Genomic DNA, 15719 nt, shown 5'->3' on the forward strand with positions numbered 1-15719 from the left:
AAAAGGGAATAATATGAAAAAAGATAAACAAGACAACGCACTTGATAACCCTGCATTGGCAATCAAGGACGGTCATGAATTAGTCATATGTGAAGATTGCGGAGAGGAACTTGTTTTTTCGATGCAGGATAATTATCATCAATTCGCAATAGGACTACGCACAATCCTTTATTGTCTGCGAACCGCAGAGGTAGAAGGGAACATTCCTCCTCTGCCGGAAGACTGGTGGTTAAATGTTGAATTTCGCCATGGTCTGGACAATATTTTCAAAAATTACCCTAAGCGAGAATAGTAAATGAATATTTATAAACTAAAAACCAGTGAGACTAATTACAAAATACTATCCAGCGAAGGATTTGAAATGGCTACGAAAAAACTCCCTCCCTACTACGAGAAACAAGAAAAACATGAACTGCACTTTGCTGTATGCCCTGCCTGCAACAACCCTGTTCAAATAATTGGTCTGAATAAAAAATTACAACACACAGACCACCCCTACGCAAAACATTATCATAAATCCATACGGGGACTTGCTCCCTTTGATAAAGAAGCATTTGAAAGTTGCTCTCTGGTCCATCCCAGAACAAACCTATCCAAAAGCAACCGCAAGCCTGTTTGCACGGAACGTGAAAAACAAATTCTCTCCAACCTACAGGAAAATTTTGATCAGGTTGCTTATCTTTTTCAGCTATACTCAGGAATTGTTATGACAAAAAGTTTAGCTGAAGAAATGCTGAAATGGTATGTAGCCGAGCAAGGTCACTTATATAAAGGAGCCAGCCTCATAAACGCACCTTGGGTGTTCGTGTATTTATCCAAAGCCCAAAGCTTATGGGGAAGAATAATCAAAGATCCGGAGTTACAGGAAGCCCTTTGTAAAAAAGTTCCGACAGGACTTATTAACGAAAGGAAACAATTTATCTCAAAGGGATCAGAGAAAATATTTTTCTGGTTCGCAGGTCACAAGCAAAGCAAAACTTCTGACAATTTTCTCAAGGAAACAATGCAGTTCATAGTCACTTGCGATGATGAAGATATTTATAAAAAAACAATCACCTTCGATTATGAGCACTTCCAGAATCTTTTAAACACTCCGGATGAGAAAAGACCAAGAAGAGAAAATTTTACGGAGCTTGCTAAAAAATATCTTGGATAATAGCTTGATTGAGTTAAAAATCACATTTTAAAGTTATGATGGCCCCCCCAAGAGGAGATCATCTGGTTATTTTCAATGATATTTACTAAAAGATTGAATCAAAAAGATCATCAACACTTGCAACCAATAAATGATTCAGCTCAGTAAGAAACAATCTGACAGATTTTTCTATTTCTTCTTTGGATGCAGTATTCACAGCTTCCTTGGCATCTTCTCTTATCATATCTTTTGCCCGCTCGGAAAAGAGATCGAGTATATATTCTTTCAGATTATCTGAAGAGGCTGCAACCACATGAACAACAGTAACGTTGCAAATATTCTTTGCCAGCTCAAGAAGGTACTTACGCTCAACAGATAAGACCTCTTCAAGACATGAGGGGAACAATTTCATAGAATTTTCAAATCCATTTTCGGACACATAGCTCGCCAAAACATGCTGTTGTTCAGGAGTAGTGCGATACAGCATAAGGTCAGCAAGAAGTAATTTCTTCTCTGAACGAAAAATTGTTGGTTTATCTTTTATAACATTTCGAACAATTTCAGCCAGAACAGAAAGTATTTCAGGATCATATTCTCCCTGTTCTAAAAGAGATATCCCGCTTTCGAGAACCTTATCACCGAGGTTATTCATCAAGGCAGCACGGAATTTTGGAGGGCTACAAAGAAACAAATGTCCGAGATGATTTGCTTCATCTTGTTCAACAGGAATAAATTCACCTAGCACTTGTTCAAAGCTGGTTTGGCTGCATTCTTTAAGTAATCCAGAAACGCGGCCGACCTGATCTTTGCCCATTTCATAATTTTCTAGAGCTTTTACCTGATCTGTCAAATTAGAGAGATCTCTTTCTGTCATAGACTGGGATAACTTGAGATCATCAAGAGCTCTTTCTATTTCTTTGTCTTTTTTAAATAGCATTTAGGCCTCAGCTATAAAAGTTTAACCCCAACTAATATCATTTTTATAAAAAACGAACCGACAAACAATAAAGACTATATTTTTTACAAAATCAAAAATTACTTTCTTTAATCAAGGTTCTGTAGATCTTATTCCACAAATCTAACAAATAAGAACGAGGTCGAGTATATATTCTCAGCTTCCCACTTTTACCAACAGCAAAAGGAACTATTGTATCTGGCTCAACCTCCACCAAATATCTGGATTCTAAAAGGACAAACCCGCCGTGGTTATCCTGTGTAGCTGGAATATCACCAGAGCCAAGAGATGTGAGCGCAATATGTCTGGTAGAATCAACTTTGGAACGGCTTATTTTCAAAATTTTACCAGATACTCCACCCTCTCCTGTTTCAGGATAAAAAAGGACACAGCCTTCATCTGAAAGGGGTGCCACCTTATCTTCTGGAACATAAACAGCAATATAAATATCATTTTGATCAACTATACGCCCAAAAATTTGGTCCTGTCTCACATGCTGTCCTAAGCGTAAATTGCGATCCCACTCAGTAACAGTGCCTGAAATTTGGGCTGAGACATCATACAACTCCCGCTTTTTTTTAACTCCTTGCAACTGGTTACGAATCTGCAATATTTCCTCTTCTTTCTGAGGACTCAGTGAAATTTTCTGCTGCAAAAAAATCAATTTTTGCTCAGCTAATGCTATTTTTTCCTGTAACGAAAGCTCACTGATTTCTGCCTGTAGGGAAACTGAGGTTATCTTTATAAGTTCATCCCCAATATCCACATCCGCCCCCCTATCGACCTTAATCTCAGCAATTATCCCTGAAAAAGGAGAATAAATAAGCTGTGAATTACGAGCCTCTACCACGGCCGGGAAATAATATACGTGCGGTCGGGGCCAAACAATCCATGCCACAACTCCGCAAAACATTAGTAATGTGATTAAAAGACGTCTATTAAGACAAATTTGATTACGTAATTTTATCACCGAAGAAATCTCCTTAACTATCGGCAAGGCAATGAACCACCACACTTCAACTAAAAATAAAAATATTCCTAAAATCTTAGTGAACTTGTAATAGACTAAAACAGCTATACCCATGTATAATAAAAACCGATAACACCATGAATAAATTGAATAAACAACATAAACAATTTTTCTAGTTCTATGAGGATTCTCAGGAGCTGAAACAGTCATTCCCAAGCAACACTTTCTAAATAAGTATCTAAAATAATTAAAAGACCTAGATCTAAGGTTATCAATCCCTGAAATATCCATGAATATATAGTAACCGTCAAAACTCATTGCGGGATTCAAGTTTACAAGGAGTGTCGAGAGTAATGAAGCTGTTGAGACTACAAAAAAAAGACTATTCAAAAGGCCTGGCTGACTGAACGCCCAGCCCACGAGACAAAAAGAAGCAATAATAAGCTCAGCAATCATTCCGGCTGCTGCAATTGGCAGTCGCTGCCTTCTTTTTGGAATTCGCCAAGTATCCGTCACATCACAATAAGCTATTGGCCATAATACAATAAAGGCAACTCCCATTACGGGTACTCTAATTCCACGGGATTTGGCTGCATAGGCATGCGAAAACTCATGAATTACTTTTACAAAAGTGATGGCTATACCGTAGTAAAGCAGTCCTTCAAAATTAAAAAAATACTGAAAAGTATGGAAAAACTGTTCGTGCCGCATGCAAACAAGAACAAAACCCCAGACCGCAAACAAATAATAAATGATAAATGCAACAGAAGAAGCAAAAGGACGTGCATACTTAACCGTTCTATCTAGAAACGAGTCTGGACGCAAAAGAGGAATACGAAAATAAAGATAGTGATGCAGTAGCCACTTAAACCAATGAGGAGTTTGAGCCTTAACTTCCTGTTCAAGCTGCTCGGGAGACCGCATAAGGGTATTCTCCGTCAGCCCTTCTTTGGTAAGTTCCTGACAGACACTCAGTACATCCTCTGCTGTTAACTGTGCAGAAGTTCCCCTGTTCAACTTATCTAAAACTTCGCTCAATGATCGAGGCTGACAAAGCAAATTAATTACAGCAATTTCAAACCACGAAAAACGATTATAAGTCCTTGAAAGAGGATCATATATAACTGTTGTGGGAGAACCGTCACGAGCCTTTGGTCCCGGAATTAGTTCAAGATCAGGGCGAAGAACTGGAAGGGGAGTATCCCCGGAGATCATATATTATGCCTTATTGTTTTCAGAGGCTTCTCGAATTTGACGCTCTACTTCTGCCAAAGCGGAGTTCAAAGCCTCCTTGAGTTGAATTGCCCCTGGAATAGAAAAAACAACTCTGTCTCGCAGCACTGCTTCGTTCTGCACAGAACGATGAACGTTGCCCATTTCAATCACAACTTCAGTAGCTGAAGCATTCACATTAAAAAAATCACGGAACTTGTAATCCAGATCATTAGGTATAACAACTTTAAGTTCATTCTTTTCATCTGCCATCTAACTATCTCCTTTATATTCCTAAAATTCTTCGAACTGATGCCCATGGTTTTCGCAATAACCAATAAACAACGGATACCTTTTCACCGTAAAGTATTGCTGATCCTTTTAAACCTATTCTAAGTTTTTCATGATTATTATGAACTCCTTCAAAAGAACCTTCAGCCATAACTGACGGAACTCCTTCCGGGCTAGTAGAAACACTTTGAGCAACATATTTAAGTTTTGCTTCAAGCGATTTATCAGGAAAAGCATTCAAAAACACTTTCACTTCCATATTACCCCCAAAGTCGACATTGTCGGCTTCAGGAAGCCATATACGTAAATTAATATTTTCAGGGTCAACCACCATCAGGACTCGCTGCCCTGCTTCTACAGGTCTACCCCGCCATTCATCCGGGTTATCAACAATAACAGCCCCAGATGTTTCAGCACGCACTTGTAGCATAGAAGCGCGATATTCTGCCATTGAGAGCCTTATTTTTTCCTGTTCCCGTCGATAGTCTAAAATAGCAAGTTCAGCTTTAGCCCGATCACTCTTTAGCGCATTAAGCTTATTAGTCTTTATGGTTGTTTCAAGTATATTTAGCTGCTGTCTAGCAATTTTGAGTTCATCCAAAACAACACGGCTGTCATACTCAAAAAGAGGACTGCCAATTTTAACATTATCACCGGACTCAACCTGAACTTCCATAACAACTCCTGAAAGTGGAGCCGTTACAATAAACGGATCTTCAGGAATAATCTCGCAGGGAGCAACAACCCGGAGCGGAACGCGCCAAAAGAGCAACAGAGTCAATAAAACAGCGAAGACAATTAAAAGTAGGCGGCTACTTATAATTTTTTCCTTTAATTTCCTGAAAAAAGTGGGCGGCTCTAACCTCTCAAAAGCTGCTTTATAGGTCATACCTGCTAAATTCAAAAGCTGAAGATCTCTTTCATCCCATTTTTCATTATCCCAGCGTTCAAACCAAACAGCATATTTTGTCTTGCCCCACGGATTAATAGGCAGCCAGTATACAGCCAATCCATTTGTATGGTTCTCAAGAAATTCCCATTCATGAATATATTTGGGTGAAATTGAGTTTTTTAAAAGAAGCTGAGGCTTGTCTTCAACAGAAACAGTTGAAGCTAATTTCTCCCATTTTTCGACCATCTCAGAATATTTATCCACACTGGATTTTCCGGAAACAGCCATAAATTTAGCACGACGTCTGCTAATATTAAGCAGAACAGCCCGCTTATATCCGCAAAGGGAAACGGTCTTATTTAAAATTCTAAAAATAAGCTGCTTAGACTCTGTAGCAGACATCAGTTCCATGGAAAGCTGCTGCAGTATCAAGATGGGATTGGACTCATTACTCATTTTTGCGCAACCTTGTCAGCAGGCAAAACTATTTTTCCTGTCATGCCGCATTTCAATTGCCCTTTTGGATTGGCAACCTCAATATTCACTTGGAGAGTCTGGCTGACTGAATCCATAACAGCACCGACATGCGAAACATTCCCTTTAACTACACCACCGTTGCTTAATTCGATACTAACCGCACCACCAAGAGGGAAAAAGGCTAAATCTTTCCCCATAACAAGGGTTCGGGCTAACAGAACGGAATCACTCACAATCTTAATAAGCGGAGTCCCGGCTTCAACCCATTCTTTTTCATTAACAGCGAGTTTCTCCACCCGTCCGGAATAAGGAGCCTTAATAGTGCAAAATGCAACTTCCTGACTGGCAATACACATGTTGGCCTCGGCAATGCTAAGACTGGCTTTGGCCTCTTGAAGATCAATAATTGAACGGGATTTATCTTTATATAAATTTTCAATGACTTTAAAAGTCTCTGATGCCTTTTCATAAAGAGCTTTAGCCTTATCTTGACGCCAGAGGAACATCTGAGGATTCAGCTTGATCAGCACTTCTCCCTTTCGAAAAGATTGCCCAAACTCTTTGCCAATATAACTGACTGTGGAATCCACTTCTGAGGACAGAACCACCTCTTTACGGGGATTAAATACAACAGAAAAAGATTCATGAGGGAAACATTGTTCAGATGCCTCGGTTGATAATTCCTGCGTCTCTGAATAATCTTTAAAAGAAGGTACGGTTGAATTATATGCGTAGCATTGAGAGGCAATAGAAAAACAAAAAGCAATGCCTAAAACCAAGATGACCATTTTTTTCATACTAATTCCAACCTTCACATCATAAAAATAGCCGGGAGAGCGCATGTAACGCTTTCCCGGCTGCATAGTTAATACAAATTCTTATTTAAGAGCATAGGACAAATTGTCCGCAGCCATAGCTTCACTTGAATTGATACCTGTTGAGGCAGTCAGATCCTGCTGATCAATATCACGTCCCATGGAATTGTATATCTTGGCCTTCGCAATAATCAGATCAGAATATGAAGTTAACCGTTTTACATGAGCTTCAAGGTACTGCTGATTGGTCTGCAGAAGAATACTTTCGCTTTCCCCTGCACCGGACTTAACTTCATAATCAATTAGTTTTTGAAGTTCATCCTGACTTTTTTCAAGCTCGGTAGAAATGGCAAGTGACTCATAAGCATCCCGGTATTCGATGGTAGCAAGGTTCAGCTGCACCAAAATGGCCAGAGCCTGTGCCTGACGCTGCTTGCGTGCAACCGCTGCCTTTTTCATTCCAGTCTGCTGATCAGATGACAAACGTGGAATGGTAAACAGATCCCAGGATACACGCATACCCACATTGCACCACTGATGGCGTGACATGTAAGAGTTATCATCTCTACTGTAACGGGCGAAAGGAGTCAGAGCCGGGAACATTTGAGTCAATGCGATATCAGCCTCACGAAGAGCCTCATCTTCCTTGAGATCCATCTCAAACATCTCAGGTCTGGCTGCAAGAGCTTCTTTTTCCCATTGCGGAAGATCCATCGGCATTTCATCTGGAACATCCGCCAGATCTATACCGTCAATAGAAAACTCAAATGAAGGAGAAAGTCCTAGAAGCTTAGCCAGCTCTTTCTTGGCCTGACGGTAGTCATATTTAAAGCGGCGCATGCTATCCCGAAGCTTGATAATGGAAATCTGCCCGTTCAAGGCATCCTTCTTTTTCTGGTTTCCTGCTTCCATCTGCTTCAAAATTACTTTCTGACGATTCAAGGCCCGTTCAATCAAGCTGTCCGCCCTTCCGGCAGCATCCTTGGCGATAGCACAACGCATATAAGCCTGAGCAACGCTGACAATCAGATTCTGTTTCACACGCTTAAGCTGTTGCTTACTCATGCCGAGTTGGTTCTCAGACTGATAGGTACGTTGAAAGTCCACAGCCAGATTTAGCAGGTTCCATGAAAGTTCAGCGGATTGAGTGGAAGTTTCCAAATCATGCGAAATGGAAGGCTCCAAAGACTGCTGGCCGCTCTGAAAACTTTTTGAAGAACTGGGAGTATACCAATCCTGAGTTGAAAACTCTGCATTACTCATCAAAGACGGTAGCATACGCCAGTATGATCCGGTCAGCATTTCACGCTGCACTGCCACTTGATGCTCTGATACAGCCGCATCAAGGTTATTCTTCAAGGCAAAGTCTATTGCGTCCCGAAGGGTAATAGCTTTACCGCTGAAGACACCGGAAGATTCTGCTGTAGTAGCATTAGAAGTAGAATTCTGCCCGGATAGGGTCATTTCTGCTTGCTTTGTAAAAGCAAGGTCCTTGGCCAGATTCTCGTTCCTCATTTCTACGCCGGATTTGGGGGCGCAGGCGGTGAGGAGGAGAAGGAGAATAATTGATCGATTAAAATTCAACATATACATAATTACCCTTAATGTTCATCTAGCCATTTCTGGCTTACATTGGCCCAACCCTCGACAACTAAACCTTTATTATAACTAGTTTTTCCATCAGCAAGTTCCTCACTCTTAAAGCCTGTAATTTCTCCACTATCTTTATCTTTTATAGGAATAAGTTTTATTTCTCTATGACTGCTAACATTTTGCTCAAACAAAGTTACATTGTATGATCCATCATCCAACTTATCTGAAACATGCTTAACAATTGCAACATGACCATAAGGATTCGATCCAGTTTCCGCAAATGATATAACTGCTCCATTTTTCGGTGGTTTTGAAGATGTATCAGCTTTCTGTCCTATATCAAAAAAATTATAGGATGCTTTCCCAACGTTGTAATAAGAAGATTTTCCATTAGTCAGCTCCCCTGTATCAATCCCTGAGACTGATTTTATAACCGCCTTTACTAGAGCAACACATTGAACTCCTTTCGGTCCATCATATGCAACATCTCCTCCGCTTTTTTCTGTATAAGTTGCAACAGCAGTAACACTATATGTTGCATCTCTTCCGTATATTTCCTTTAATTTTGATGTAGATAGCTCTCCTGTTTTTTCCAAATATAAAGTTTGTTCACCAGTAGAAAATGCTACACGTGAACCTGTCGGAAAATTTCCATCAACTACTTGGTCTTGTTGTAAAGCTTCTTTTACTTGAGCTGAAGTCCTTTCCCCTTTAACATAAGACCGACTCAATTCTTTTAAAATATTTGTTTTTTGATATGAGCTTACAATATCTTTAATGTTTGCGCTTGTTAGATAGTGTTCCGATAAAACATGAAATTTTCTACCTTCAAGATCATTTTTTGAAAGCAATTTAAAAAACTTTTGAATCGAAAATTCTTTTTTTGATATTTTTGTTATTAAATTCCAAGTGTTATCATTAACATTGATTTCGCCGCTAATCACCTTGTCATAAAAAATATCGCTGTTGAATGAAGTTCCATAGTTTGAATACAACGTCTCAAGTGTGGCTATCGTTTGTTTTGTCTCATTATTTTTTAATTCGTTATTAACAATTTTAGCTGCTTCAGAAGCTTCAACCTTTCCAGGGTCTCCTCCTCGCAGCTTTATCCATGCTGCATTTTTAGAATTATTCACTAACGCATTAGTCTCAGATGCCCCACCAGCGCTATCATCATTATAATAAATCAAGCCCTTGATATATCCCTCAATCAACTGGTTATGATCAATTTGTTCGCTTTCGTATTTATTTTTTAAACTCTCTGCGTATTCAATAACAGTTCCTTTTTTGTCTGCCGAAGATACATTCTCCGTGTATTTATTACTCGTATCTATAACGTAATCTAATGTTGTTTTATTATCTGATTCATTAAATTGTTTACTAACGTTTAGTTCAGGAACAGGCTTGTCCACAACCGGAGCAGCATTAACCTTTATCTTCATAAGTTTCTGCCCAGAACTAAACGCACTACTTGCACCCGTTCCAATACTACTCACAGTGCTATGAAGAGCCCCATCAGTCCCATCCCATGCCCGGAAGCGAAGGTAGGCATTACCTTTCCATCCAGAATTAGGCTTAAATCTAATCTTATCAGACCCGGAAAGTAGAAAAGCTGCAGACGAGCCAATGGCAGTATCAAGACTACGCCAACTACCACTACTGAAATACTGCCATTCACCACCAGTATCATTCACATTAGTGATAGCAATCCCCAAATCATGATCATCAGCATCACTTGCAACAGAACCAATCAAGCTTGAAACAGTCTGACCTGTTGGATTGCTGGTATTCTCCATGATTGAAGTCATAGTTACGTGACCGGAAAGAGTGGGTGCATGGTTTACCGAAGGGGTGGGATCAATTGGGTCAGGATCAGGAACTATTGCCTGAACTCCAACATTTTTCAAAGTGGGATTTTTCGTTGTATCTGCAGGAATATTCCAAAAGGTGTTATCCCAATTCTTATAAATATCGTATGAAGAATCTTTACCCGCCAGTTTTATTGTAGGATTTTTGCTTTTATCGCTAGGAAATGCCCATACACTTTCATCCCAAAAACTGTAAGCTCCATATGTGGTACCTGAAGAATCCTGTCCATCTTCGCCGCTAGGACCTCTATCAAGGATCATTTCCCCCACGACTTCTTTTCCCGCAACTATTGTTATTTGTGATTGATCTTTTAAAATCATCGTTTCTTTTGCATTGTTACTGATCAGGGTTCCAGAGTTATTACCAACAACCCTACCAACAAAACTTCGCCCTATGACTTTACTATTCCGCGCAGAACAATTATTAAGTTTAGCCTTTGAACTTCCAACTACCCCCCCCACAGAACTATCTCCGGACACATTTCCGGATGCATAACTATTGGAAACAGTGGGAGTAAATCCTGAAAGAACAACTAACTCTCCAACGAGTCCGCCAACGCTTTCTTTTGCAACGACTTCACCTGAAGCATAACAACTATCAACAGCAGAACTTGACTGCATCCTTCCGGCAAATCCCCCAACGAAATTATTTGCTTTAACAAACCCAGTTGCATAACTATTTTTGATAGAGGAGCTTTCTCTAATAAGTCCGGCAAAGCCTCCAGCTTTATTCTTAGCCGTCACCGCTCCCGTGGCATAACTATTTATAATAGAAGCAGGAGTTACGTAACCAATCACTTCTCCAACAAAACCACCAACTTGATCTCCACTAGCACTGACTATGCTATCTGTATAACTATTAAAAATTTTCCCGCCTATTAAACTTCCTATAAAACCTCCGACGGAATCAATTCCAACGACGGAACCAGAAGAATAACAATTAGTCACAGACGAGCGTATAAAACTAACCCCCAGCAACCCCCCTACCGTTGATGATCCTGTGACTTTGCCAGTGGCGAAACTATTTTTTAAATTGTTGGTACACATGTCAGTGTCCCCAAACCTTCCAATCAATCCGCCTATATTCGCTGTTCCGGTAACTTCACCAGTTGCATAAGAATTTTCTATAGAATTGATTCCCCATCCGCTGGTAATACCTACCAATCCCCCCACAGCAGTACTTCCATCTACGTTCCCTGTAGCATAAGAATCAGTAATAGTTCCGGCAAAATTTCCAACGAGACCTCCGGCTTGATCACCAATCGCTTTTACATTTCCCGAAGCAAAACTTTGTTTAATAACATTCTGTTCACTCCCAGCCGTAACACCAAGGAGTCCCCCAACCTTTTCACCTCCGAAAACAGTTCCAGAGGCAGATGATTTACTGATAGTACTAAAACTCAGAGAACCAACCAGCCCCCCCGCAGACTTACCAGTTACTAATGCAGATGAAGTACAATTAGTAATTTGTGTACCGCTTCCAATTACCCCTACAAGCCCACCCACATTTTCTGTTGCCCTGACTTCACCTGAAGAACTGCAATTTAAAACAGTAAACGCTGCAGATGCCCCAATCAAAGCTCCGACCTTACTATTTCCTCGAATGCTGGCGTCACGAACGTTGACATCTTTAATGCTAGACCACGTAACTCCACCAAACAAACCGACATTATCCTCAGTTGGTCTGTTGATAAAGAGATTGTAGACTGTATGACCATTTCCCATAAAGTTACCCATAAAACAATTGCCAGAGTGGTCTGTAATATCGGCTTTTTCTCCTATCGGATTGAATCCCTTTATATCGTCTGTATCACCAATTGAGCCATCACCATCCCAATCGACAGAAGTTTCATCCACATCAAATATAATGTCTTTTGTCAGTTCATAACTACGACCAAACCAATGACTACCCTTTGCACTTGTCTGCGACAAAGCAATCAACTTCTCAGCGCTATCAATCTCATAATACCCATCAACATCAGCATCATAAAGAGTCTGCGAAGTACCGCCAGAAGTAAGCTCAATTGTTATAGAAGGAGTAGCCAACACCCCATCAAAATTATTCAGTTTAGCACTATCGAAATATAACTCAGCCAGATCAACGCCGCCTTCCTCAAGCAACCAGTTACCACCAGCTTCAGCGTTCCCAGTATCATCAATACTGGCGGCAATCTCGCGGCCTGTGAGCTGCTCAAGCTTGGCAATAAAATCTTTACCTTCAGCTCCTTCGCCTACACCGCAACCAAGCAGGTCAATGTGACCATCGGATTCGACCAATGAACCTACGTTTTTCCAAAAAGTGGACATTTCAGGATTTGAGAGAAGTGTATCAGCATCAACGGCATAACCATCAGCCAAATGTATAGAACCGGAACCAATAGAGTGGGAAGCAAATCCAATGGAGGCGGCCTGCTTGCCATCAAGAGCGGATTCTATTTTATTGAAAATTTCGTCAGGATTATCAGTATCGGCATCGTAGGTTACGGTGATGACATTTTCTTTAGCTGCGCCGACCAGGTCATCAACATCTGCCAGTCCGCTGGAAGCGACAAGAACCGTGATGGGATCTTCTTCAGGTTGAGAAGGTTCTTTAGAGGACGTAGAATTGTTATCTTTTGTAACATTTGTTGCATCAACAGACTGATTATTCTGAGGAGCAATAGCCTTTAAAAGATTACCCACATCAGGCGTTGAGCTTTCACCAACCGGGTTCTTTCCTGGGTCATCAAAATTATGTGCTTCAGGAGTCGCATGGGAATCTTTAGCGGGTTTTGCATCATTTGGAATGTCTACCGCTCCTGGATCAGCCATAGCCTCAATAGCATGTTCAACGACAACAGCAGCTGCACCGTCCAGAACTATTCTCTCTTCCAGTCTCATATTCAGCACCTCAATCAGATTTAAAAACAAAATTCATAAATCAACATCAAAAACACTAAATTAGACGTTGATCTAAAAAAAATTAATTAATCATAAAGAAAACAGTGGCTGAATTATCACACTAATCACACCTAGTCTAGAAGAATCATTCTATATAACCGCTAGTCATTGATATTTTGAGTTAAAACTTAAGTTCTCCCTAAAATTACTTTTTTTGTAATCCCTCTACTTAGCCGGCAAATTTCATTCCCATTCATCTGTACATTCGGCCCAAACACCCTCTTAGCCAACTTCTCGGCAACAAGCCCAGCCTTCGGATCATTCATACTGAAGAAAATTTTATCCCCGTTATCTTTGACCATGCCGCCACTTTCCAGCGTATAAAGAATATTTCCAGATGAATCGACACGCCAACTAAGCTTATTTAACATCGGCTTTTCAGACTTGAACTCGCCATCTTTATTCTTCTCCCGACGCTCAATCCTTTGGCTAATATCATAACGTTTCTTTTCCTCAGCTTGAAGCTGGAGCATCTTAGAAATAGATAACAGCCTGCGCTTATCCTTCCAAGCCAAGTTTGAATCTGATCTAATCTGACTCTGTTTGAGCTTAAGCGCGGAAACTTTAGAAATAGCTTTATCAGATTCAGCTGAAGGAATACTCTGGATAGGCTCCTTCTTAGAACGTAAAACCTGCAAAGCAATTTCATCACCGTTTTCAGCCTTCCATTTCAAAAAGTCATTCCAACGGTTGAACGGTGTCAGCTTTCTAAGCTCTGCCCTTCTACTCGCAACATCCGCCTTTATTGCTTCAATAGTTTCAGTTTTCTTGCCGGTTGCTAACGCAAGCAATCGACTACGATCTTTAGGACAAAGTTTACGATCACGTTTAATTTCTTTGATCTTACTTCCCCAGAAAGCAGTGGCTTTATTCCACCGTTCATCTTGCTCAGCTTTGATTTCCTCATAGGCCTTCTTCCGGCCATCTATGGCCTCACGGTACAGGGAATAAAGCTCTCCCCGCTTTTTATGAAGCGGACGCGACACATACCTTTCCTGTTCATCTTTGCTCTGCACAACTGCAATAGGTTTTTGATATTGACCTAACTTAGCTTCAAGCTTTCCCTTGCTAAAATCCCGATCCAATCTACTGGCTTTAACGGCAGTGCTGGAATGCCTATCTTTTATGATACAACCATTACCTCTAGCTTTAACCTCAATTCCGATCTGCGCCAAAGATTTATGGAAATCCTGCCAGCTTTGCGCGTTATCCAGTGATTTAAGGATGAAATCTTTACGCTCCTTCACATAAGAATCAAAAGACTGCTGACCGGAATGCGCTTCATATGTTTCAGCCCTATCATTATTACGTTTTGGCTCCAGATTTTTTTGTCGGCCATTATCAAACTTCAAACCGAATTTCAGTTCCAGCTCACGATGCAACCGGTCACGCTTGAAATAGTCCCGGTAAGGCTCATGCCTGGTGAGAGTTTCAGGATGAATCATATTGTAAGCAATGTGCATGTGAAGATTGTTAGTATTCTTATGGACTCCACAATGACGCTGGTGTTCTTCAAACCCTAGAACCTTGGCAAATTCCTTTTCAATTTTCTTACACTTCTCTGGAGTCAATAAAGCCTCATCTTCCGGCCTGAAGGACACGATTAGGTGATAAGTCTTTTCTTTCCTCGTGCGCTGGTTCAGATCCTGAGTGTCCAAAACTTCCTGAATGGCCAGTTGATAGTTTTCACCAGCCCAGCAGCCATCATTCCAAGAATAAAGAGTCTTCTCCCCTTTGTTCTTAGCATCAGCAATGTAATCAGCCAGTCGCCGATAATTATCATTCTGAGGTTTACAGGAAATCCTTCGGCTAATCATAAACTCATCACCTTCTCGCACAATTCCTTCTGTCGCTGCCGTAGATCTTTAAGCAACTTCTCAACATCAAGCCGGTGTTTGTCATCATCAAGAATCCACATCTTGAGCAGCCCACCCAAACGAGCAAGGTCTGCATTGATTTTTAGCAACTCCCGGCGTGCCTGCTGATCCTCACGGCTCTTAATTTCATGGCCCAGGCAAACGGCTTTTGCAAAAGCAGAAACGGACAGACTACACTGCTTTGCAGTAGTACTGACCACCTTGTGTTCTTTTTCAGAAACATAAGCTTTTATGACTTTCTTTTTACTCGGCACGGATTCCACTTTTCTCTTGGACTGTCTTTATTCTTGCGTTGAGCCGCAGGTGAATAAGCCAACCTCAGCCACAGGCTGGGCAGGGCGTAAGGTCGTCCACTTTGAAAAAGTGGGCCTACCTTACCTGTCCTGCCTTCCGACTCCGTGAGATTATATGCGATTTAGTGCCATTATTACAAGCTATTAAGTAAAAAGAGAGGAATATCATAAAATCTCGTTTAATCTCATAAAATATCTCTTAAAATCATTAAATATCGTAAAATATCACTATCAGAAATGAGAAGCTGAAATTCTCGTCTCTGGACAAACGGACTCCGGTTGAAGTATTCGTTTCAGATTATATTCTACATTGATGAAGGTTGCTTCCATCGCGGCGCTCCGTCCTCCGCCCCCTGGGCTGAAAGTTCCACTTAAAATCAACCGATCCAGGTCTTAGGGAT

At 40.7% G+C, this 15719-nt stretch carries 11 protein-coding genes; 2 read left to right on the forward strand and 9 right to left on the reverse strand.

Going from position 1 to position 15719, the window contains the following annotated elements; genetic code table 11:
- The first annotated feature begins 13 nt into the window (after positions 1-13).
- Together JEY82_RS14335 and JEY82_RS14340 are read left to right on the forward strand one after the other, a co-directional pair.
- Positions 14-292, forward strand: coding sequence for an XRE family transcriptional regulator (locus tag JEY82_RS14335; protein ID WP_304086715.1), 279 nt, complete (start codon positions 14-16; stop codon positions 290-292).
- 3 nt (positions 293-295) lie between these two features.
- On the forward strand, positions 296-1156 hold the full coding sequence (locus JEY82_RS14340; protein WP_304086717.1) for a hypothetical protein: 861 nt from the start codon (positions 296-298) through the stop codon (positions 1154-1156).
- A gap of 85 nt (positions 1157-1241) precedes the next feature.
- Here the strand turns inward: JEY82_RS14340 and JEY82_RS14345 are convergent, their stop codons facing one another.
- From JEY82_RS14345 to JEY82_RS14385, 9 genes are all read right to left on the reverse strand, one after another.
- Positions 1242-2072 (reverse strand): FliG C-terminal domain-containing protein, encoded by an 831-nt coding sequence (locus JEY82_RS14345; protein WP_304086720.1) that lies wholly within the window; start codon positions 2070-2072, stop codon positions 1242-1244.
- Between the two features lie 91 nt (positions 2073-2163).
- Positions 2164-4275 (reverse strand): site-2 protease family protein, encoded by a 2112-nt coding sequence (locus JEY82_RS14350; protein WP_304086723.1) that lies wholly within the window; start codon positions 4273-4275, stop codon positions 2164-2166.
- Positions 4276-4278: 3 nt separating this feature from the next.
- Positions 4279-4545: a hypothetical protein gene (locus tag JEY82_RS14355; protein WP_304086725.1), complete on the reverse strand. Its 267-nt coding sequence runs from the start codon at positions 4543-4545 to the stop codon at positions 4279-4281.
- 13 nt (positions 4546-4558) lie between these two features.
- Positions 4559-5911 carry an efflux RND transporter periplasmic adaptor subunit gene (locus tag JEY82_RS14360; protein WP_304086728.1) on the reverse strand — a complete coding sequence of 451 codons (1353 nt, stop codon included), beginning with the start codon at positions 5909-5911 and terminating at the stop codon, positions 4559-4561.
- Positions 5908-6729, reverse strand: coding sequence for an efflux RND transporter periplasmic adaptor subunit (locus JEY82_RS14365; RefSeq protein ID WP_304086729.1), 822 nt, complete (start codon positions 6727-6729; stop codon positions 5908-5910). Before JEY82_RS14365 ends, JEY82_RS14360 begins: the two co-directional genes overlap by 4 nt.
- Before the next feature lie 81 nt (positions 6730-6810).
- Complete coding sequence (locus tag JEY82_RS14370; RefSeq protein ID WP_304086731.1) at positions 6811-8334, reverse strand: TolC family protein; 1524 nt, start codon at positions 8332-8334, stop codon at positions 6811-6813.
- A 14-nt stretch (positions 8335-8348) separates the two neighbouring features.
- Positions 8349-13088 carry a GLUG motif-containing protein gene (locus tag JEY82_RS14375; RefSeq protein ID WP_304086733.1) on the reverse strand — a complete coding sequence of 1580 codons (4740 nt, stop codon included), beginning with the start codon at positions 13086-13088 and terminating at the stop codon, positions 8349-8351.
- A 188-nt stretch (positions 13089-13276) separates the two neighbouring features.
- Entirely contained in the window at positions 13277-14965 is a 1689-nt protein-coding gene (traI, locus tag JEY82_RS14380; RefSeq protein WP_304086737.1) for a TraI/MobA(P) family conjugative relaxase, read from the reverse strand.
- Positions 14962-15279 carry a conjugal transfer protein TraJ gene (locus JEY82_RS14385; RefSeq protein ID WP_304086739.1) on the reverse strand — a complete coding sequence of 106 codons (318 nt, stop codon included), beginning with the start codon at positions 15277-15279 and terminating at the stop codon, positions 14962-14964. The genes traI and JEY82_RS14385 overlap by 4 nt, the downstream gene beginning before the upstream one ends.
- Positions 15280-15719 lie beyond the last annotated feature (440 nt).

The organism is Maridesulfovibrio ferrireducens (assembly GCF_016342405.1).
In the GTDB taxonomy this organism is placed as follows: Bacteria; Desulfobacterota; Desulfovibrionia; order Desulfovibrionales; family Desulfovibrionaceae; genus Maridesulfovibrio; species Maridesulfovibrio ferrireducens_A.